Origin of the sequence: Microbacterium sp. WCS2018Hpa-9, assembly GCF_031843745.1 — a bacterium.
In the GTDB taxonomy this organism is placed as follows: Bacteria; Actinomycetota; Actinomycetes; order Actinomycetales; family Microbacteriaceae; genus Microbacterium.
Window position 1 is genome coordinate 321159 of record NZ_JAVTIY010000006.1, and the last position, 19062, is coordinate 340220.

Sequence of the window (19062 nt, forward strand, 5' to 3'; positions counted from 1 at the left end):
CTCGGATCTGCGTCGTCGTCAGGGACGACCGCGCAGCACTGCCTGCTTGACCTCGGCGATGGCCTTGGTGACCTCGATGCCACGCGGGCATGCCTCGGAGCAGTTGAAGGTCGTGCGGCAGCGCCAGACGCCTTCCTTGTCGTTGAGGATGTCGAGACGGACGGCAGCGTTGTCATCGCGGGAGTCGAAGATGAAGCGGTGCGCGTTCACGATCGCCGCCGGCCCGAAGTACTGTCCGTCGGTCCAGAAGACCGGGCACGACGAGGTGCACGCGGCGCAGAGGATGCACTTGGTGGTGTCGTCGAAGATCTCGCGATCCGCGATCGTCTGCACGCGCTCCTTGCCCTTCTCCGGCACGGAGTTCGCGACGAGGAACGGCTGCACCTCGCGGTACGACGCGAAGAACGGCTCCATGTCGACGACGAGGTCCTTCTCGAGCGGCAGGCCCTTGATCGCCTCGACATAGATCGGCTTCGAGATGTCGAGGTCCTTGATCAGCGTCTTGCACGCCAGGCGGTTGCGGCCGTTGATGCGCATCGCATCAGAGCCGCAGATGCCGTGGGCGCACGAGCGGCGGAACGTGAGCGACCCGTCGACCTCCCACTTGATCTTGTGCAGGGCGTCGAGGACGCGGTCGGTCGAGTACAGCTCCACGTCGTAGTCGACCCAGTGCGGCTCGGAGTCGATCTCGGGGTCGAATCGACGGATGTTGAACGTGACGATGAACGACTGGATACCCGTCTCCTGCGTCGTGTCTGCGGGAGCTTCAGCGATGGCGTTCGACATGCTCAGTACTTCCTCTCCATCGGCGGGTAGTTCAACTCGCCCTGCTCGTTCTTCGTGAACACGACCGGCTTCCAGTCGAGCTTGATGTGATCGCTCGGAGTGGAGGAGTGCGGATCGCCCGTCAGGTAGGCCATCGTGTGCTGCATGTACTTCTCGTCGTTGCGGGTGGGGAAGTCGTCGCGCATGTGGCCGCCACGGCTCTCCTCGCGGTTCTGCGCGGCGTAGACGACGACCTCGGCGATGTCGAGCAGGAAGCCCAGCTCGACGGCCTCGAGCAGGTCGGTGTTGAACCTCTTGCCCTTGTCGTCGACGTGCACGTTCATGTACCGGTCGCGCAGTTCCTTGATGACACCCAGCACGTGCTCCAGCGACTCGTGCGTGCGGAAGACCTGCGCGCCCTTGTCCATCTCGTCCTGCAGAGCCTTGCGGAGCACGGCGATGCGCTCGGTGCCCTGGTTGTTGCGCAGGCCCTCGAGCATGCCGGAGACGAATGCGGCGGGGTTCTCGGGCAGCGGCACGAACTCGGCGGTCTTGACGTACTCCACCGCGTTGCGCCCTGCGCGCTTGCCGAACACGTTGATGTCGAGCAACGAGTTGGTGCCGAGACGGTTGGCTCCGTGCACCGAGACGCAGGCGCACTCACCGGCGGCGTAGAGACCCGGCACGACGGTGGTGTTGTCGGCGAGAACCTCTGCGTCGTTGTTCGTGGGGATGCCGCCCATCGCATAATGGGCCGTCGGCATCACAGGCACGGGCTCGACGACCGGGTCGACGCCCAGGTACGTGCGGGCGAACTCGGTGATGTCGGGCAGCTTGGTCTCGAGAACCTCGGCACCCAGGTGCGTGCAGTCCAGCAGGACGTAGTCCTTGTGGGGACCTGCGCCGCGGCCTTCGGCCACCTCCTGCACCATGCAGCGGGCGACGATGTCGCGAGGCGCGAGGTCCTTGATGGTCGGGGCGTAGCGCTCCATGAAGCGCTCACCCGAGGCGTTGCGCAGGATGGCTCCCTCGCCGCGGGCGCCCTCGGTGAGGAGGATGCCGAGTCCGGCGAGGCCGGTCGGGTGGAACTGGAAGAACTCGAGATCCTCGAGGGGGAGGCCCTTGCGCCAGACGATGCCGACACCGTCACCCGTCAGGGTGTGCGCGTTCGAGGTCGTCTTGAAGATCTTGCCGAAGCCGCCGGTCGCGAAGATCACGGCCTTGGCCTGGAACACGTGCAGCTCACCGGTCGAGAGGTCGTACGCGACGACGCCCGAGACCTGGGTCTTACCGTCGGCATCCTTCACCGTGAGCAGGTCGAGCACATAGAACTCGTTGAAGAAGTTGATGCCGAGCTTGACGCAGTTCTGGAAGAGCGTCTGCAGGATCATGTGGCCCGTGCGGTCGGCGGCGTAGCATGCGCGGCGCACCGGGGTCTTGCCGTGCTCGGCGGTGTGGCCGCCGAATCGACGCTGGTCGATCTTGCCCTCGGGCGTGCGGTTGAAGGGGAGACCCATGTTCTCGAGGTCGATGACCGCGTCGATCGCCTCCTTCGCGAGGATCTCCGCAGCATCCTGGTCGACCAGGTAGTCGCCGCCCTTGACGGTGTCGAAGGTGTGCCACTCCCAGCTGTCTTCCTCGACGTTCGCGAGCGCAGCCGCCATGCCGCCCTGCGCCGCGCCGGTGTGCGAACGCGTCGGGTAGAGCTTGGAGATGACCGCGGTCTTCGCGCCGGAGCCTGCCTCGATGGCCGCTCGCATGCCGGCGCCGCCGGCGCCCACGATGACGATGTCGAACTGGTGGTAGTGCACGCCGTCGCGCACGACGGAATCCTGGGTCTCGGTAGTCACTTCTCGTATGCCTTCTCTTCTACTTGACCAGCGTCTGGCACTGTTCCCACAGTGTGCTCGACTCGGTCACGCCGAGGCACGGGTCGAACGTGAAGACGACCAGGGTGCCGAGGATGATGAGCAGCGCTGCAGCCAGGCCGAGGGCCCAGATCAGCGCCTTGCGAGCGGTGTTGTTCGTCACGTAGTCGTTGACGATCGTGCGCATGCCGTTGGCGCCGTGGATCAGCGCGAGCCAGAGCATGATGACGTCCCACCACTGCCAGAACGGCGTGGCGAACTTTCCGGCGATGAACGCGAAGTCCAGGGCGTGGATGCCCTCGCCGACCATCAGGTTGATGAACAGGTGGCCGAAGATGAGCACGACGAGCACGACGCCCGAGGCGCGCATGAAGAGCCAGCCCCATTTCTCGAGGTTGAATCCGCGCTGACGGCGGACAGGGGCTGCGACGGTCTGAGCGGTCATCAGTGTCCTCCTCCGAAGCCGGCGAACGCGAGCATCAGATGACGGGGCACGAAGCCCGCCATGATGATTCCCCACACCAGCAGCACGCCCCAGAACAGCTGACGCTGGTACTTCGCGCCCTTCGACCAGAAGTCGACGGCGATGATGCGGAGGCCGTTCATCGCGTGGAACACGATTCCCGCCACCAGCACGACCTCGCCGAGCGCCATGATCGGGTTCTTGTAGGTGCCGATGACGGCGTTGTACGCCTCGGGGGAGACCCTGATGAGTGCAGTGTCGAGCACATGCACCAACAGGAAGAAGAAGATGGCGACTCCGGTGATGCGATGAAGCACCCACGACCACATGCCTTCGCGACCCCGGTAGAGGGTGCCGCGTGGCGTCTTGGAAGTGGTTTCCGAAATCGACGGTGTCAAGCGAGCGCTTGTGGACACGGTCGTCCTCCCTGGATCGAAGTGACTCGGTCGCGTGCAGTGCGTCTTCCAAGCGTGAGCCTGCTGTCATCAGGCACGGCCGATCGGACACCATCCTATTCCCGTGAGGCGACCGCGGGCGACGAAGGGGAGCCTAAGTGTCTCGATGTCGAGACTTTCCGTGGCGTTACCCTTGCAGGGTGAGCCAACCCATCGAGAACTTCTACGCCGTGATCCCCGCTGGCGGAATCGGCAGCCGACTCTGGCCTCTCTCCCGCGCGGACGCGCCGAAGTTCCTGCACGATCTCACCGGCTCAGGGCACTCTCTGCTGCGCGACACGTGGGACAGGCTGGAGCCGTTGGCCGGGGCCGATCGCATCGCCGTGGTCACCGGCAGGGCGCACCGCGCGGCGGTGGAGGCGGAGCTGCCCGGAATACCGGATCTGAATGTGTTCCTGGAGTCGGAGCCGCGCGAGTCCGCGGCGGCGATCGGGCTGGCGGCGGCGATCCTCCATCGCAGAGACCCCGATGTGATCATCGGCTCGTTCAGCGCCGACCACGTCATCCGCAGCACGCGTGTGTTCGAGTTCGCCGTCCGCGACGCCGTCGAGGTCGCGCGGGAGGGATACATCTGCACGATCGGCATCTCTCCGACCGAGCCCGCGATCGGCTTCGGCTACATCAAGAGGGGAGCGGAGCTCGTCGTCGAGGGGGCGCGCGAGGCCGCCCTGGTCGAGAGCTTCGTCGAGAAGCCTGACCTCGAGACCGCCAAGGCCTACTTCGCCGACCGCGGCTATCTCTGGAACGCGGGCATGTTCATCGCCAAGGCGAGCGTGCTGCTCGATGAGCTCGCCGCGAACGAGCCGGCACTGCACGCCGGGCTGCTCGAGCTCGCCGAGGCGTGGGACGACCGCGAGCGACGCGGCCCGGCCGTGGATCGGATCTGGCCGGGGCTCAAGAAGATCGCGATCGACTACGCGGTGGCCGAGCCTGCTGCGCGACGCGGACGCCTCGCAGTCGTGCCCGGTCACTTCGACTGGGACGACGTGGGGGACTTCGCCTCGCTCACCAAGCTCATCAACAACGGTCGGAAGAACGACCTCGCCGTGCTCGGGCCGAAAGCACGCGTGCTGTCGGATGCCGCCAGCGGCATCCTGGTCAGTCAGACCTCCCGCGTGATCAGCCTGATCGGCGTGAAGGACATCGTGGTGGTCGACACCCCGGACGCCCTGCTCGTCACCACCGTCGAGCATGCGCAGCGAGTGAAGGGCGTCGTCGAGTCCCTGAAGCTGACCGGGCGGAGCGACGTGCTCTGATGAGCACGCGCCGCCGCTCATCGGCTGTCTTGGTTTCAGCTTTGTAACCATTCGCCAGCGCCTCGCCCTCGCGCATGCACAAAAGTCGAAACACTGGGTAACTTTGAGCGATCCGCGAGGGCCGCGGCACCGTTCAGGAGGCATGAGTTGACCATCTCCACCACCAAGAAGCTGCTCGGCGCGACCATCGCCGCTGGCGTCGTCTTCGCACTCGCCGGCTGCGGCCAGGCTCCTACCGAATCGGGCGGCACCGGCGGCGGCGAGGCTGACTCCGACTTCATCCCCTGCCTCGTCTCGGACGCGGGCGGCTGGAACGACAAGTCGTTCAACCAGTCGGCCAAGGAGGGCATGGACCGCGCAGCGGAGACTCTCGGCGTCAAGCCGATCGAGTTCGAGTCCGCCAACGACAACGATTACGCGCCGAACCTCGAGACCGCTGTCTCGGAGGGCTGCTCGCTCATCGTCGCAGTCGGCTTCAAGCTCTCGGCCGCGACCGTCGAGTCCGCTCTCGCCAACCCCGAGATCGACTACGCGATCATCGACGACTACGCCGACAACGACTTCGACGGCACCACCGATGCTCCCAACATCAAGCCCCTCGTCTTCGACACGGCTCAGGCCGCCTACCTCGGTGGCTACGCCGCCGCAGGCTGGTCTGCCGCATCGGGCGTGAACAAGGTCGGCACCTTCGGCGGAATGCAGATTCCGTCGGTCGCCGTGTTCATGGACGGCTTCCAGCTCGGCGTCGAGAAGTACAACGAGGACAAGTCGGGCGCCGTCGAGGTCTTCGGCTGGGACGCAGCCACGCAGAAGGGCTCCTTCACCGGCGGCTTCGACGCGAACGACACCGCGAAGCAGACCGCCCAGGGCGTGCTCGACCAGGGCGTCGACGTGATTCTCCCGGTCGGTGGACCGATCTACCAGAGCGCTGCGGCGGCCATCGCCGACAGCGGCAAGGACACGCTGCTGGTCGGCGTCGACAGTGACCTCGCTGTGGCCGACGAGAGCGTGGCCGACGTCACCCTCTTCTCGATCATGAAGGCCATCGACGTGGCCGTCGAGGACGCGACCGTCGCCGCATCCGAGGGCGACTTCGACCCGGCTCCCTACATCGGCACGCTCGAGAACGAGGGCGTCAAGCTCTCGGGCTTCGGTGCCTTCGAGGGCGACCTGCCCGACGGGCTGCTCGACGAGATCACGGCTCTGCAGGAGCAGATCATCTCGGGTGACATCACGGTGGAGTCGGAGAACTCCCCGTAAGCAGTTCACATCCATGGCGGGGCGAGTGGTGCAAGCGGCCACTCGCCCCGCGCCGTGGACGGACGATGACGACTGTTCGCGGCGCATCCGGGCGATCCCCGTGCGATGCGCCGAAGATTCTTCGGACTCTTCTGGATGACACTTCTGGATAAGGTGCAGATATGAAGCTCGAACTTCGCGGTATCACCAAGCGGTTCGGAACCCTGGTGGCCAACGACCACATCGACCTGGTCGTCGAGCCGGGGCAGATCCATGCGCTGCTCGGCGAGAACGGTGCAGGCAAGTCCACTCTGATGAACGTCCTCTACGGGCTGTATCAGGCCGACGAGGGCGAGATCCTCCTGGACGACGTCGTCCAGCGGTTCCGCGGCCCCGGCGACGCGATGAACGCCGGCATCGGAATGGTGCATCAGCACTTCATGCTCGTCCCCGTATTCACGGTGGCGGAGAACGTCATGCTCGGCCACGAGCAGACCAAGGGACTGGGCACCCTCGACATCACGAAGGCGCGTGAGCACGTCCGCTCCGTCGCCGCCCGCTTCGGCTTCGACATCGACCCCGACGCCATCGTCGGCGACCTTCCCGTCGGCGTGCAGCAGCGGGTCGAGATCATCAAGGCGCTCTCGCGCGATGCCAGGGTCCTGGTCTTCGATGAGCCCACGGCCGTGCTCACTCCGCAGGAGACCGACGAGCTGATGGGCATCATGCGTCAGCTCCGAGACGAGGGCACCGCGATCGTCTTCATCACTCACAAGCTGCGTGAGGTGCGCGAGGTCGCGGACACCATCACGATCGTCCGCCTCGGCCGCATCGTCGGCGAGGCATCGCCCACGGCGACCAACGCCGAGCTGGCCTCGCTGATGGTCGGACGCGCGGTCGAGCTCACAGTGCACAAGGATCCGCCGCGACTCGGTGAGGGCGGCCTCGAGGTCAAGGGACTGCGCGTGCTCACCTCCGCGGGAGCGATCGTCGTCGACGGCATCGACTTCTCCGTGCGCCCCGGCGAAGTCCTCGCCGTGGCCGGGGTGCAGGGCAACGGTCAGACCGAGCTGGTCGAGGCCATCGTCGGCCTCGCGGCCAGGGTCGAAGGATCGATCACGCTCGGGGGCACCGAACTGGTCGGCAAGAGCGTGCGAGCGATCCTCGACGCCGGTGTCGGCTTCGTGCCGGAGGACCGCACCGAAGACGGGCTCGTCGCAGGCTTCTCCGTCGCGGAGAACCTGATCCTCGACCGCACGGGCGATGACGAATTCAGCCGGGGCGGGACCATCCGCCGATCCGCGCTCGAGGACTTCGCCCGCGCACGGATCAGCGAATACGACATCCGCACACAGGGACCGCACACGCCGGCAGGAACCCTCTCAGGAGGAAACCAGCAGAAGGTCGTGATCGCCCGCGAGATGAGCCGCGAGCTCAAGCTGCTCGTCGCCGCGCAGCCGACCCGTGGAGTCGACGTCGGCTCGATCGAGTTCATCCACAAGCGGATCATCGAGACGAGAGACGCGGGCATCCCCGTCGTCGTGGTCTCGACCGAGCTCGACGAGGTGGCGGCTCTCGCCGACCGCATCGCGGTCATGTACAGAGGCACGATCGTCGGGATCGTTCCCGGCGACACCCCGCGCGAGACGCTGGGACTGATGATGGCGGGCGCCGCCGAGGGAGAGGTGGCCGCATGAGCGGTACGACGCCACAGGGGAGCAGCTCGGCCGGGCAGGGATCCGCCGACCAGCTTTCGGTGAACACGACCACGACGATGCGCGATTCAGGCGCCGTTCCGCCGCCCCCGCGCGGCAACGTGATCCTGAAGGAGATGCTCCGCGGCAGCGCCGTCACGACGATCCTCGCGATCTTCCTCGCCCTGGTCGTCGGCGGCATCCTGATCGCCTTCACGAACGAGGACGTGCTGGAGGCATCGGGCTACTTCTTCCAGCGTCCGAGCGACACCATCGCCGCGATCTGGAACGCGGTCTACAACGGCTACGAGGCGCTCTTCCGCGGAGCGATCTTCAACGCACGCGGCGCGGACTTCGCCGCGCAGATCCGCCCGTTGACCAACACGCTGGGGTTCGCTGCGCCCCTGATCGCCGCCGGTCTCGGCGTCGCCCTCGCCTTCCGCGTCGGCCTGTTCAACATCGGTGCACGCGGGCAGATGCTCATCGGTGTCGCCGTCGCCGGGCTCCTCACGTTCCAGCTCGAGCTGCCGTTCTGGCTGCACATCCCGGTCACCCTGATCGCCGGCATCGCGGGCGGCGCACTGTGGGGTGCGATCGCCGGTCTGCTCAAGGCACGCACGGGCGCCCACGAGGTCATCCTCACGATCATGCTCAACTACGTGGCGTACTACCTGCTGCTGTGGATGATCCGCACCCCCGGGCTGCTGCAGAAGCCGGGCACGAACCAGGCGCTCGGCTACGCCACCCCGGAGAGCGCGCAGTTCCCCGAGCTCCTCGGGCCGCAGTTCCCGCTGCTCGACCTGGGGTTCGTGATCGTCATCATCGCGACCCTGTTCGTCTGGTGGCTGATCGAGCGCTCGTCGCTCGGAATGCGGATGCGCGCCGTGGGTGAGAACCCGCACGCCGCCCGCGCGGCCGGCATCAGCGTGCAGCGCGTCTACGTCTACGCCATGCTCCTCGCCGGCGCTCTCGCCGGTCTGGCGGGAATGAACCAGGTGCAGGGTGCGGTCACCACGGGCATCACCGAGACGATCGACGCCGGCATCGGCTTCGACGCGATCACCGTCGCCCTGCTCGGCCGCAGCCGCGCATGGGGCACCTTCGCCGCTGGCATCCTGTTCGGCGCGCTCAAGGCCGGATCGTTCTCGATGCAGGCGCAGGACATCCCCGTCGACATCGTGCTCGTCGTGCAGTCGCTCGTCGTGCTCTTCATCGCCGCACCGCCGCTGCTGCGCACGGTGTTCTTCCTGCCGAAGTCCGACCTCGAGAAGGCCGCCAAGGCGAGAGCCAAGGCCGCGAAGAAGGCGGTGACCGCATGACCTCCCTCGTCCAGAGCGAAGCCGCCGACGGAACCGTGCAGCTCGCCACAGTGCGCGAGCGGCACCTGAAGGCTCCGATCGTCCTCGCCGCAGCCACCGTGCTGCTGGCGCTCCTGTTCCTGCTCGTGCCGCGCACCGGCACCAGCAGCTTCCGGCTCAACGACCCGACGTCCCCCATCGCTCTGCCGGATGTGGCGCTGCCGACGGGGCCGACCAGTTGGGTCGTCATCGTGATCCTGGCGCTGCTGTCGGTGCTGGCGTTCCTGCGGGCGTGGTCGTATCGCAAGCCCTCGATCTGGCTGGTGATCGCTTTCAGCGTGATCGCCGTCTTCGGGTTCCTCGTGTGGGCGGGCGCCGGGGGCCTCGTTCCCGTCAGCAGCCTGCTGTTCGGCGCCGTCTCGCTCTCCGTTCCCCTCGTGTTCGGTGCCCTCGGAGGCGTCATCGGCGAGCGGGCAGGCGTGGTCAACGTCGCCATCGAAGGACAGCTGCTCCTCGGAGCGTTCTCGGCCGCGCTGCTCTCGAGCATCACGGGCAGCCCCTTCATCGGACTGCTCGGTGCCATGCTCGGCGGTGTGCTCGTGGCCGCAGTGCTGGCCGCGTTCGCGATCAAGTACCTCGTCGAGCAGGTCATCGTCGGTGTGGTGCTCAACGTGCTCGTCAGCGGTCTCACCGGCTTCCTCTACGGCGCGCTGCTCGCACCGAACGAGGGCGAGCTCAACACTCCGGTGCGCTTCAGCCGCATCGAGATCCCGCTGCTCAGCGACATCCCGATCATCGGACCGGTGCTGTTCAACCAGACGTTCATCGTCTACCTCATGTTCATCACCGTGGCCATCGTCGCCTGGGGGCTGTACCGCACGAAGTGGGGGCTGCGGGTCCGCGCCGTCGGCGAGCACCCGCAGGCCGCAGACACGGTCGGCATCAAGGTCAACGCGACGCGCTTCTGGAACGTGCTGCTCGCAGGTGCGATCGCCGGCATCGGCGGCGCGTACTTCACGCTGGTCTCGGTGCCGCAGTTCGGCAAGGACATGACGGCGGGTCTCGGCTTCATCGCCCTCGCCGCCGTGATCTTCGGACGATGGGATCCGATCCGCGCGACGCTCGCCGCCCTGCTCTTCGGCTTCGCGACGAACCTGCAGAACCTGCTGTCGATCCTCAAGACACCGATTCCCGGCGAGTTCATGCTGATGCTCCCGTATGTCGTGACGCTGCTCGCGGTCGCCGGTTTCGCCGGTCAGATCCGCGGGCCGGCGGCCAGCGGCAAGCCGTACATAAAGTCCTAGGAGAGACATGACTGACATCGACTGGGACGAGCTTCGCCAGGTCGCGACCGACGCCATGACCAAGGCCTACGCGCCGTATTCGCGATACCGGGTCGGAGCCGCCGCCCTCGTCGGCGACGGTCGCATCGTCGCCGGCTGCAACGTCGAGAACGCGTCGTACGGGGTGACCCTGTGCGCCGAGTGCGCACTGGTGGGCGACCTGCACATGTCGGGTGGCGGCCAGCTCGTCGCCTTCGTGTGCGTGAACAACGACGGTCAGACGATCATGCCGTGCGGCCGCTGCCGCCAGCTGCTCTATGAACATGCGATGCCCGGGATGCTGCTGGAGACCGTCTCCGGCATCCGGACCATCGATGAAGTACTGCCGGATGCGTTCGGCCCCCGAGACCTGGAGGACGCCCGATGAGCGTTGAGCCCTTCGACGCCGTCGATGTGATCCGTGCCAAGCGTGACGGAGGTGCCGTGCCCGAGAAGGCGCTGCGCTGGATGGTCGACGCCTACACGCGCGGCTACGTGTCGGACGCGCAGATGGCCTCGTTCGCGATGGCCGTCTTCCAGCGCGGCATGGAGCGCGATGAGATCCGCGTGCTCACCGACGCGATGATCGCGTCGGGGGAGCGGATGAGCTTCGCGACCCTCGGCAAGAAGACCGTCGACAAGCACTCCACCGGAGGGGTGGGCGACAAGATCACCCTGCCGCTCGCACCGCTGGTCGCCGCGTTCGGCGTCGCGGTGCCGCAGCTCTCCGGCCGAGGACTCGGCCACACCGGCGGCACGCTCGACAAGCTCGAGTCGATCCCCGGCTGGCGCGCCGCGCTCAGCAATGAAGAGATCTTCGCGCAGATGCAGGGCGATGTGGGCGCGGTCATCTGCGCCGCAGGCTCCGGCCTCGCTCCTGCCGACAAGAAGCTCTACGCGCTGCGTGACGTCACCGGCACTGTCGAGGCGATCCCGCTGATCGCGTCGAGCATCATGTCGAAGAAGATCGCCGAAGGCACGGACGCGCTGGTGCTCGACGTGAAGTTCGGCTCGGGTGCGTTCATGCAGGACATCGATCGGGCCCGCGAACTCGCGCGCACGATGGTGGCCCTCGGCACCGACTCCGGCGTCGCCACGACCGCACTGCTCACGGACATGAACGTGCCCCTCGGCCGCGCGATCGGCAACGCCAACGAGGTCCGCGAGTCCGTCGAGGTGCTGGCAGGCGGGGGCCCCGCCGATGTCCGTGAACTGACGATCGCCCTGGCGCGCGAGATGCTCGCACTCGCCGGGCAGCCCGATGCCGATGTCGAGGCCGCTCTCGACGACGGACGCGCGATGGACGGCTGGAAGGCCATGATCCGTGCGCAGGACGGCGACCCGGACGCACCGCTGCCGACGGCACGCGAGACGCACGTGATCACCGCTCCCGCCGACGGCGTGGTGTCTCAGATGGACGCGCTGCCGTTCGGCATCGCGGCGTGGCGTCTCGGTGCAGGACGCGCGCGCGCCGAGGACCCGGTGATCTTCGAAGCCGGCATCGATCTGCACGCCAAGCCCGGCGACCGCGTCGTGGCCGGCCAGCCCCTGTTCACTCTCTCCGCCGCCGATGAGGCCCGGTTCCCCCGTGCCCTCGAGGCGCTCGAGGGCGCATGGGCGATCGGCGACGAGGCTCCGGCCGCCGGTCCGATCGTGCGCGAGCGCATCACAGCCTGATCCGCAGACCGCTAGCCTGAACACAGCGAATCCGCGACCGAGAGGAATCCCCATGTCGATCGACGCGAACGGCGATGTCACCATCCAGGGGGCGTCTCTGCGAGGCCTGCCCAAGGTGTCGCTGCACGACCACCTCGACGGCGCGGTGCGCCCGTCGACCATCATCGAGCTGGCGGATGCGATCGGCGTCGATGTGCCGGAGTCGAACCCGGCCGCTCTCGGCAAGTGGATCGCGAAGAAGAGCGACTCGGGTTCTCTGGTCGAGTACCTCAAGACCTTCGATCTGACGACGGCCGTCATGCAGACGACGGAGGGGCTGACCCGCGTCGCGCGCGAGTTCGTGCAGGACCTCGCGCATGACGGAGTGATCTACGGCGAGGTCCGCTGGGCACCCGAACAGCACCTCACCCGCGGTCTCTCGCTCGAGCAGGCCGTCGAGGCCGTGCAGCAGGGCATCGAGGAGGGCGAGGACGCCGCTGACCGCGACGGCCACAGCATCCGCGTCGGCCAGCTGATCACCGCGATGCGTCACACCGACCGCTCTCGCGAGATCGCAGAGCTCGCGGTCGGGTTCCGCGGGCGCGGGGCAGTCGGCTTCGACATCGCCGGCCCGGAGGAGGGATTCCCCGCCTCGAACCATCGCGCCGCGTTCGACTACCTGGCGGACAACTTCTTCCCCGTCACGGTGCACGCAGGAGAGGCTGCGGGCCCTGCATCGATCCGATCGGCGCTCATCGACGGGCGAGCGCTGCGACTCGGCCACGGCGTGCGCATCGCCGAGGACCTGCACGTGATCACCCAGGAGGGCGACGAGGTGCAGGTGCAGTTCGGCGACCTCGCCCGCTGGGTGCGCGACCGGGAGATCCCCCTCGAGCTCTCGCCCTCGTCGAATCTGCAGACCGGCGCGATCGCGGCGTGGGGCGACACCCTCGCCGATCACCCCTTCGACCTGCTCTACCAGCTCGGCTTCGCCGTCACGGTGAACGTCGACAACCGCACGATGAGCGCGACCTCTCTCACCCGTGAGCTGTCGCTCCTCGTCGAGACGTTCGAGTACGACCTCGACGATCTCGAGACCTTCCAGTTCAACGCCGCGGCCGGAGCCTTCCTGCCCGTCGAGGAGCGCGAGGAGCTCGTGGAGATGATCGCCGACGGATTCGACATTTAGATCATGGCTTCCGGGGGGAAGCGACGCCGCATCGGCGTCGCACTGATCATCAGCGCCGTCGTCGTGCTCGGGGCAGGCGCGGCAGCGGCATACGCCTGGTCGACGCGGGCGCCGGAGGAGAGCGTCCCGCGCGCCGGCTCCGCCGTCATCGAGCGTCCGCTGACACCCGCTCAGCAGCTCCTCGCGGATGCCGACGACCCGCTGGCGTGCGCGGTGAGCTTCGTCGGCGAGGGAGCCCCGCCCGAGCCCATGCTGCAGCGGCAGGACGCGCTCTATGCGGCCCTTCCGATCCCGACGCAGGATGGGCGGGTGTTCGCGGGGTGGTACACGACCGAGGCGGATGCCGCCGCATACACCGTCGCCGCGCGGGTGAACGGCGCCGACCCCGTCGCCTGCGTCGATCAGCAGACCGAGCTGTTCGCCGGGTGGACGACCCCTGAGGCGAACGCCGCTGCCGATGTGCAGGTGCCGATCCTGATGTACCACCAGTTCACGGCGAACCCCGACGGCGAGTCGGGGTGGCTGCGCGGCAACTACGCGTACATCGGCGACTTCGACGCGCAGATGACGCACATCGCGACGACCGGGTTCTATCTTCCGACCTGGGACGAGCTCAGCGCGTTCATCGACGGACGCCTCTCGCTGCCTGCTCGCTCGGTGATCATCACCGACGATGACGCCGACCAGACCTGGTTCGACCTGGCGGTTCCGGTGATCGAGAGGAACAAGCTCCTCTCGACGTCGTTCATGATCACGGCCTACCGGCAGGACCCGCCGCCGTCTATCTACGTCCTGCGCCGCTCGCACACCCACGACATGCACCAGGCCGGAGAGAACGGCAAGGGCCGGATGACGAACTGGACGGCTGACGAGATCGCGGCCGACCTGAACGCCTCAGGGGACGTGCTCGGAGTGCGCGAGGTGATCGCGTATCCGTTCGGACACTACAACGACACCGCCAAGCAGGGCGTCGCACAGGCCGGCTTCGAGATGGCACGGACCATCGAACCGGGGTTCGTCGAGATCGGGACGGACAAGCTCGCGCTGCCTGTCGTGCGCATCGACTACGGAATGGGCCTGGACTCGCTGATCAAGCGGATCGGCTGATCGGGCGGTCCAACCGGGCAAGATGGAGCCATGACTGCATCCGTCTTCATCGCGGGGCCCGCCTCCTGGAACTCGATCGTCGTGCTCGACCGCCTGCCGGAGCCCGTGCCCCACATGCAGTTCGCCGAGGACTCCTGGGAGACGATCGGCGGCACGAGCGCGGGCAAGGCGCTCAGCCTCACGGCGCTCGGGCGACAGACGCTGCTGTATGCGCTGACCGCTGAGGACGAGCCGGGGGAACGTGTGCGAAGTGCCCTCGACAGGGCAGGGGTGCGCACTCTGTGGGGCGAGGGCGACGCCACTGAGCGTCACCTGAATCTCATGACCCGTCGCGGCGGGCGCGTGTCGCTCTACCTCGCCTCGCCCGCGGCGACGGGCGGCGCCGACGACGATGCCCTGGTCGCGGCGATGCGTGAGGCCGATGCGATCGTGCTCGACCTCGCGGCGGAACCTCTGCGGCTTCTGCCCGCGGCCAGTGCCACCGGGCGCCCCATCTGGGTCGACGTGCACGACTACGACGGCGAGGCGGACTTCCACCGGCCGTTCCTCGATGCCGCCGACGCCGTGTTCTGCAACGCCGACCGCCTCGCCGATCCGATCGCCTTCCTGCGTTCGCGCATCTCGGCGGGAGCGTCGCTCGCGGTGTGCACACTCGGCGCCGAGGGTGCTGTGGCGATCGATGCCGACGGCGTGGAGCACCGCGTGGCGGCGGTGCCGGTCGACGTCGTCGATACGAACGGCGCCGGCGATGCCTTCCTCGCCGGTGTGCTCGACGCCCGACTCTCCGGAGTTGACGTTCCGGCGGCGCTCAGCGCGGGCGCACGGACGGCGGCCGGGGTGCTCGGCAGCCGGCACCTGCATCCGCTGCTCGATCCCGTCATCGACTGAGGCGGAGTCCGGCTGAGACTGAGAGCGGGAAGCGGATCAGCCCCGAGGGAGCTCAGCCATGAACGGATTCAGGATCTCGGCGACCTCGGCATGCATCTCGGCGTCCGTGAGCGTCGGCGTCCCGTCGCCGGCCTGTGGGCCGTAGTCGCCGAACGATGCGTGGGATGCGCCCTCGATCTCGACCATCTCGGCGTCGGCCGGGAGCTGGTCTCGAGCCGCGTCGATCTTCTCGGGCGTCGAGAGTCCGTCTTCGCTGCCCGAGATGCTCAGCACGGCGAGGTCGGTGCCGGAGACATCGTTCGAGCAGTACGACCCGAACAGCACGAGCCCCTCGGCATCAGCGGCGAGCTGACATGCGCGCACGCCGCCCAGCGAGTGGCCTCCGACCGCCCACTCGTCGATGTCGGGAGCCGCCGATGTGAAGGAATCCAGGCCGCGCAGGTCGAAGAACGCCAGGTTCAGCCAGGGCCGCGTGATCACCACCGTCACGCCCTCCTCAGCGAGGCTCTGCAGGATCGCGGCGTACGCCCACGGTTCCACCTTCGCGCCCGGGATGAACACGAGACCCGTCTCGGACTCGCCGTCTGCGGGCGTGAGGACGATTCCCTGATCGGTGTCTTCGACGTCGATCGCCGGGTTCTCTCGGACGCTCGCCAGCGGTGCCTTCTCGGCGGGCATCACCCCGATCTGGCTCCAGGCGACGATTCCGCCGATTCCGAGCACGAGGACGGCGACGAGTCCCCAGACGATCACCTTCAGGACCCGACGGCCACGCTTCTTCTGCACGGGATCAAGGCTAGAGCCTGTGCATGTGAACTGCCCCGAGGATCAGGACCGCAGCCCTGTCGGGTCTTCCAGCCCGTGCTTCTCGCGACGGACGGCGCCGCGGTAGGCGTCCTTGTTGACGTAGTAGGCCATGCGGTCGAGCCCGAGGTAGCGATAACCACCGGTGAGATCGGGCCACGGCTCCGAGGTCACCCGGTCTCGGAACCGCTCCGCGGTGGCCGGAGCGTGCTCGACGGCGTCGAGATAGGTCGCCAGCAGGTCGGCCTGCTCGTAGCGTCCCTGCCATCCGATGCCGGATGCCTCGATCATGCCCATCACGTAGAGGCCGTTGAACGAGGCGGGGAAGATGTTCAGGAACAGCCGAGGGGCCGCGCCGCGCCAGTGCAGGTGCGCACGGTCGACGAACGGATAGTCGAGCGTGTAGCCGGTCGCGAGCAGTACGAGGTCGTACTCGTCGGCCGTGCCGTCGCGGAACCGCACGGTCGACCCGTCGAACCGGTCGACGTCCGGACGGATGCGCAGGTCACCCTGGCCGAGATGGTTGAGGATCATGGTGTTGACGATCGGATGCGACTCGTAGATGCGGTAGTCGGGCTTCGGGAAGCCGAAGCGCACCGGATCGCCGGTGAACGCCCGCAGCACGCGACTGTCGACGGCCTGCTTGATGCGCGCGGGCAGCGGACGACCCTGATTGAGGGTGTCGCTCGGTCGACCGAAGAGATACCGCGGGACGAAGTAGTAGCCGCGACGCACGCTCATGTCGACGGATGCGGCGTGGTGCACGGCATCCACCGCGATGTCGCAGCCCGAGTTGCCCGCGCCGATCAGGAGCACGCGCCTGCCGGCGAGCTGATCGGGGGACCTGTACGCGCTCGTGTGCATGAGGTCGCCGGTGAACGTGCCTGCGAACACAGGGATGTTCGGCTCGGCCAGGGTGCCGTTCGCGAGCACGACGCCGGCATACCACCTGGTCTGCTCGCCCTCGGGGCCGTCGCTGGTGAGGTCCCAGCCGCCGCCCTGCGGCTCGAGGCGGGTGACCCTCGTCTCGAACCGGAAGTGGTCGGCGAGACCGAAGTGGTCGGCGTAGTCGCGGAAGTACTGCCGCAGCACGCGATGACCCGGGTAGTCGACCGTCGATCGCAGGGGGAACTCGGTGAACTCGGTCGTGGTGCGTGACGAGATCAGATGCGCGGACTCGTACATCGTGCTGCGCGGGTTGTCGATGTCCCAGAGCCCGCCGACCCCTGCAGACGCCTCGTACCCGTCGATGCCGATCCCGCGCCTCGTGAGAGCGCGGGCGGCAGCGAGACCTGACGGCCCCGCGCCGATGACGGCGTATCTGTTCATGCTGCTCCCGCACCTCGCTGTGCGCGCACCTGCGCCCTCCGCCGATCGTATCGGCAGAGGGCGCGGGTGATGCGTGCAGGGGCGCTCAGGAGGCGTTCAGAGCCGTCTGACGTGAGACCACGGCATCGCGAACCGCGGGGAACAGCGGGTGCTCGGGGTCCAGCCCCGTCGTGCGCGAGGTGAAGGCGAGCGCGTCCTCGGTGCGCAGGGCCTCCTGCATCTCGACCGCCTGCTCGTCGTCGGGCTCCTCGAACTCCAGCGCGGCGGTGACGGCGCCGACCAGCGCGATGGTGGAGAGCCCTCGCTCGGCGGCCATCGCCGCGGGCCCGATGAACCGCTCGTGCCGCGAGATCTTGCGCAGCGGCTGTCGCCCGACCCGCTGCACGGTGTCGACGAGCGCCGGATTGCGGAAGCGCTCGAGGATCGTCGCGCGGTACCGGGCGAGCTCGGCGGGGTCGAGACCGTGCTCGGCGACGAGGACCGCCGAGGTCTCTTCGAGCGTGGCCGATACGCGAGCGGCGATCTCGGGATCCGCCAGCGCATCCGAGATGCGCTCGATGCCGGCACGAGCGCCGAAGTACGCCGTCGCCGCGTGCCCGGTGTTCACGGTGAAGAGCTTGCGCTCGATGTACGGCGCGAGGTTCTCGACGAAGTGCGCTCCGGGGATCTTCGGCAGCGCGCCGCCGAAGGCCTCCGACTCGATCGCCCACTCGAAGTACGGCTCGACCGTGACGTCCACTCCGCCGTCCGCGGGCTGCCCCGGCACGATGCGATCGACTGCGGTGTTCGCGAACACCGCGCGTGAGAGCAACTCTTCGGCATCCACTCCCGCCGCCTTCTCGATCTCGGCTCGAAGGGTGTCGGTCGCGCCGATCGCGTTCTCGCACGCCATGACCTGCAGCGGGGCGGCGCCGGCCGAGCGGCGGGCGAGCCCTGCCACGATCGTCGGAGCCACGAAACGCAGCACCGTCGGCCCGACGGCCGTCGTGACGACATCGGCGGTCGCGACCTCGTCGGCGACGGCATCAGGATCGGTCTTGCTGTTCACGGCGCGGAAGCCCGAGACCACGTGGTCGGTGCCGCCGGGGCCCGCCTCGTGCACGGTGTACGAGTCGACAGCGTTGATCGCATCGACCAGAGTGTCGGCGACGTCGGAGAACACGACCTCATAGCCGCCTTCGTGCAGCAGCAGTCCGACGAAGCCGCGACCGATGTTGCCCGCGCCGAAGTGGACGGCCTTCATCAGTCGTTCACCGCCGAGAGCAGGGCGTAGAGCTCTTCTGGCGTCTGCGCGGCGTTGAGCTTCGCGACGTCGTCGTCGTCCGAGAACAGGATCGCGATCTGCGAGAGGATCTCGAGGTGCTCGTCGCCGCGCCCGGCGATGCCGATCACGAAGGTCGCGGGCTCACCGGCCCAGTCGACTCCGCCGTCGTAGCGCACGACCGAGAGCGCCGATGCGAGGATCGCATCCTTGGTGTCGTTCGTGCCGTGCGGAATCGCCAGACCGTTGCCCATGTAGGTCGAGACGGTCTCTTCGCGCTGACGCATCGCGTCGACGTAGGCGGGGGTCACGGCGCCGACGGACACGAGGATGTCGGTCGCCTCCTGCAGCGCCTCCTGCTGCGTGCTGGAGCCTGCGTGGATGCGGACCTGATCGAGGGTGAGAACGCTCATGGTGATTCCTTCTTTCTGAGAATGTGGAGGCGGGGCGGATGCCGTGGCATCCGCC

At 67.6% G+C, this 19062-nt stretch carries 18 protein-coding genes; 10 read left to right on the top strand and 8 right to left on the bottom strand.

Annotation, left to right across the window (positions count from 1 at the left end; genetic code table 11):
• Nucleotides 1–18: 18 nt before the first annotated feature.
• Genes RQG82_RS14605 through sdhC form a run of 4 tightly spaced genes read right to left on the bottom strand, consistent with a single transcriptional unit; the run spans nucleotide 19 to nucleotide 3512 of the window.
• Entirely contained in the window at nucleotides 19–786 is a 768-nt protein-coding gene (locus RQG82_RS14605) for a succinate dehydrogenase iron-sulfur subunit (RefSeq protein WP_311259772.1), read from the bottom strand.
• Nucleotides 787–788: 2 nt separating this feature from the next.
• A complete protein-coding gene (sdhA, locus tag RQG82_RS14610; RefSeq protein ID WP_311259773.1) occupies nucleotides 789–2615 on the bottom strand; it encodes a succinate dehydrogenase flavoprotein subunit in 1827 nt (608 codons plus the stop codon).
• Between the two features lie 19 nt (nucleotides 2616–2634).
• Nucleotides 2635–3078: a succinate dehydrogenase hydrophobic membrane anchor subunit gene (locus RQG82_RS14615; RefSeq protein WP_290160414.1), complete on the bottom strand. Its 444-nt coding sequence runs from the start codon at nucleotides 3076–3078 to the stop codon at nucleotides 2635–2637.
• Nucleotides 3078–3512: a succinate dehydrogenase, cytochrome b556 subunit gene (gene sdhC / locus RQG82_RS14620; RefSeq protein ID WP_072591539.1), complete on the bottom strand. Its 435-nt coding sequence runs from the start codon at nucleotides 3510–3512 to the stop codon at nucleotides 3078–3080. The genes RQG82_RS14615 and sdhC overlap by 1 nt, the downstream gene beginning before the upstream one ends.
• 179 nt (nucleotides 3513–3691) lie before the next feature.
• Between sdhC and RQG82_RS14625 the strand changes: the two genes are divergently transcribed.
• The 10 genes from RQG82_RS14625 (at nucleotide 3692) to RQG82_RS14670 (ending at nucleotide 15200) form a co-directional block, all read left to right on the top strand.
• Complete coding sequence (locus RQG82_RS14625) at nucleotides 3692–4807, top strand: mannose-1-phosphate guanylyltransferase (RefSeq protein ID WP_311259774.1); 1116 nt, start codon at nucleotides 3692–3694, stop codon at nucleotides 4805–4807.
• Between the two features lie 147 nt (nucleotides 4808–4954).
• Nucleotides 4955–6067: a BMP family ABC transporter substrate-binding protein gene (locus RQG82_RS14630; RefSeq protein ID WP_311259775.1), complete on the top strand. Its 1113-nt coding sequence runs from the start codon at nucleotides 4955–4957 to the stop codon at nucleotides 6065–6067.
• Between the two features lie 161 nt (nucleotides 6068–6228).
• Nucleotides 6229–7743: an ABC transporter ATP-binding protein gene (locus RQG82_RS14635; protein WP_311259776.1), complete on the top strand. Its 1515-nt coding sequence runs from the start codon at nucleotides 6229–6231 to the stop codon at nucleotides 7741–7743.
• Nucleotides 7740–9059, top strand: coding sequence for an ABC transporter permease (locus tag RQG82_RS14640; protein ID WP_311259777.1), 1320 nt, complete (start codon nucleotides 7740–7742; stop codon nucleotides 9057–9059). The genes RQG82_RS14635 and RQG82_RS14640 overlap by 4 nt, the downstream gene beginning before the upstream one ends.
• On the top strand, nucleotides 9056–10342 hold the full coding sequence (locus RQG82_RS14645) for an ABC transporter permease (RefSeq protein ID WP_311259778.1): 1287 nt from the start codon (nucleotides 9056–9058) through the stop codon (nucleotides 10340–10342). The genes RQG82_RS14640 and RQG82_RS14645 overlap by 4 nt, the downstream gene beginning before the upstream one ends.
• A gap of 7 nt (nucleotides 10343–10349) precedes the next feature.
• The gene (locus tag RQG82_RS14650; RefSeq protein ID WP_042536471.1) at nucleotides 10350–10748 is read left to right on the top strand and encodes a cytidine deaminase; all 399 of its coding nucleotides are present in this window, start codon (nucleotides 10350–10352) and stop codon (nucleotides 10746–10748) included.
• The gene (locus tag RQG82_RS14655; protein WP_311259779.1) at nucleotides 10745–12037 is read left to right on the top strand and encodes a thymidine phosphorylase; all 1293 of its coding nucleotides are present in this window, start codon (nucleotides 10745–10747) and stop codon (nucleotides 12035–12037) included. Before RQG82_RS14650 ends, RQG82_RS14655 begins: the two co-directional genes overlap by 4 nt.
• A 52-nt stretch (nucleotides 12038–12089) precedes the next feature.
• Nucleotides 12090–13205 (top strand): adenosine deaminase, encoded by a 1116-nt coding sequence (locus RQG82_RS14660; RefSeq protein WP_311259780.1) that lies wholly within the window; start codon nucleotides 12090–12092, stop codon nucleotides 13203–13205.
• A gap of 3 nt (nucleotides 13206–13208) precedes the next feature.
• On the top strand, nucleotides 13209–14312 hold the full coding sequence (locus RQG82_RS14665) for a polysaccharide deacetylase family protein (RefSeq protein WP_311259781.1): 1104 nt from the start codon (nucleotides 13209–13211) through the stop codon (nucleotides 14310–14312).
• A 30-nt stretch (nucleotides 14313–14342) separates the two neighbouring features.
• A complete protein-coding gene (locus RQG82_RS14670; RefSeq protein WP_311259782.1) occupies nucleotides 14343–15200 on the top strand; it encodes a carbohydrate kinase family protein in 858 nt (285 codons plus the stop codon).
• 36 nt (nucleotides 15201–15236) lie between these two features.
• Here RQG82_RS14670 and RQG82_RS14675 read toward each other — a convergent pair whose 3' ends face one another.
• From RQG82_RS14675 to RQG82_RS14690, 4 genes are all read right to left on the bottom strand, one after another.
• The gene (locus RQG82_RS14675; RefSeq protein WP_311259783.1) at nucleotides 15237–15986 is read right to left on the bottom strand and encodes an alpha/beta hydrolase; all 750 of its coding nucleotides are present in this window, start codon (nucleotides 15984–15986) and stop codon (nucleotides 15237–15239) included.
• A 42-nt stretch (nucleotides 15987–16028) separates the two neighbouring features.
• Complete coding sequence (locus tag RQG82_RS14680; protein WP_311259784.1) at nucleotides 16029–17333, bottom strand: NAD(P)/FAD-dependent oxidoreductase; 1305 nt, start codon at nucleotides 17331–17333, stop codon at nucleotides 16029–16031.
• A gap of 85 nt (nucleotides 17334–17418) precedes the next feature.
• Nucleotides 17419–18576, bottom strand: a complete 1158-nt coding sequence (locus tag RQG82_RS14685) for a mannitol-1-phosphate 5-dehydrogenase (protein ID WP_311259785.1) — start codon at nucleotides 18574–18576, stop codon at nucleotides 17419–17421.
• Nucleotides 18576–19007 (bottom strand): PTS sugar transporter subunit IIA, encoded by a 432-nt coding sequence (locus tag RQG82_RS14690; RefSeq protein ID WP_311259786.1) that lies wholly within the window; start codon nucleotides 19005–19007, stop codon nucleotides 18576–18578. Before RQG82_RS14690 ends, RQG82_RS14685 begins: the two co-directional genes overlap by 1 nt.
• Between the last annotated feature and the right edge of the window lie 55 nt (nucleotides 19008–19062).

Excerpts from the sequence above, each read along its gene's own strand:
- RQG82_RS14605 (WP_311259772.1), bottom strand. The coding sequence starts at position 786 with ATGTCGAACGCCATCGCTGAAGCTCCCGCAGACACGACGCAGGAGACG.
- RQG82_RS14615 (WP_290160414.1), bottom strand. The coding sequence starts at position 3,078 with ATGACCGCTCAGACCGTCGCAGCCCCTGTCCGCCGTCAGCGCGGATTC.
- RQG82_RS14635 (WP_311259776.1), top strand. The coding sequence starts at position 6,229 with ATGAAGCTCGAACTTCGCGGTATCACCAAGCGGTTCGGAACCCTGGTG.
- RQG82_RS14640 (WP_311259777.1), top strand. The coding sequence starts at position 7,740 with ATGAGCGGTACGACGCCACAGGGGAGCAGCTCGGCCGGGCAGGGATCC.
- RQG82_RS14645 (WP_311259778.1), top strand. The coding sequence starts at position 9,056 with ATGACCTCCCTCGTCCAGAGCGAAGCCGCCGACGGAACCGTGCAGCTC.
- RQG82_RS14650 (WP_042536471.1), top strand. The coding sequence starts at position 10,350 with ATGACTGACATCGACTGGGACGAGCTTCGCCAGGTCGCGACCGACGCC.
- RQG82_RS14655 (WP_311259779.1), top strand. The coding sequence starts at position 10,745 with ATGAGCGTTGAGCCCTTCGACGCCGTCGATGTGATCCGTGCCAAGCGT.
- RQG82_RS14660 (WP_311259780.1), top strand. The coding sequence starts at position 12,090 with ATGTCGATCGACGCGAACGGCGATGTCACCATCCAGGGGGCGTCTCTG.
- RQG82_RS14665 (WP_311259781.1), top strand. The coding sequence starts at position 13,209 with ATGGCTTCCGGGGGGAAGCGACGCCGCATCGGCGTCGCACTGATCATC.
- RQG82_RS14670 (WP_311259782.1), top strand. The coding sequence starts at position 14,343 with ATGACTGCATCCGTCTTCATCGCGGGGCCCGCCTCCTGGAACTCGATC.
- RQG82_RS14680 (WP_311259784.1), bottom strand. The coding sequence starts at position 17,333 with ATGAACAGATACGCCGTCATCGGCGCGGGGCCGTCAGGTCTCGCTGCC.
- RQG82_RS14685 (WP_311259785.1), bottom strand. The coding sequence starts at position 18,576 with ATGAAGGCCGTCCACTTCGGCGCGGGCAACATCGGTCGCGGCTTCGTC.
- RQG82_RS14690 (WP_311259786.1), bottom strand. The coding sequence starts at position 19,007 with ATGAGCGTTCTCACCCTCGATCAGGTCCGCATCCACGCAGGCTCCAGC.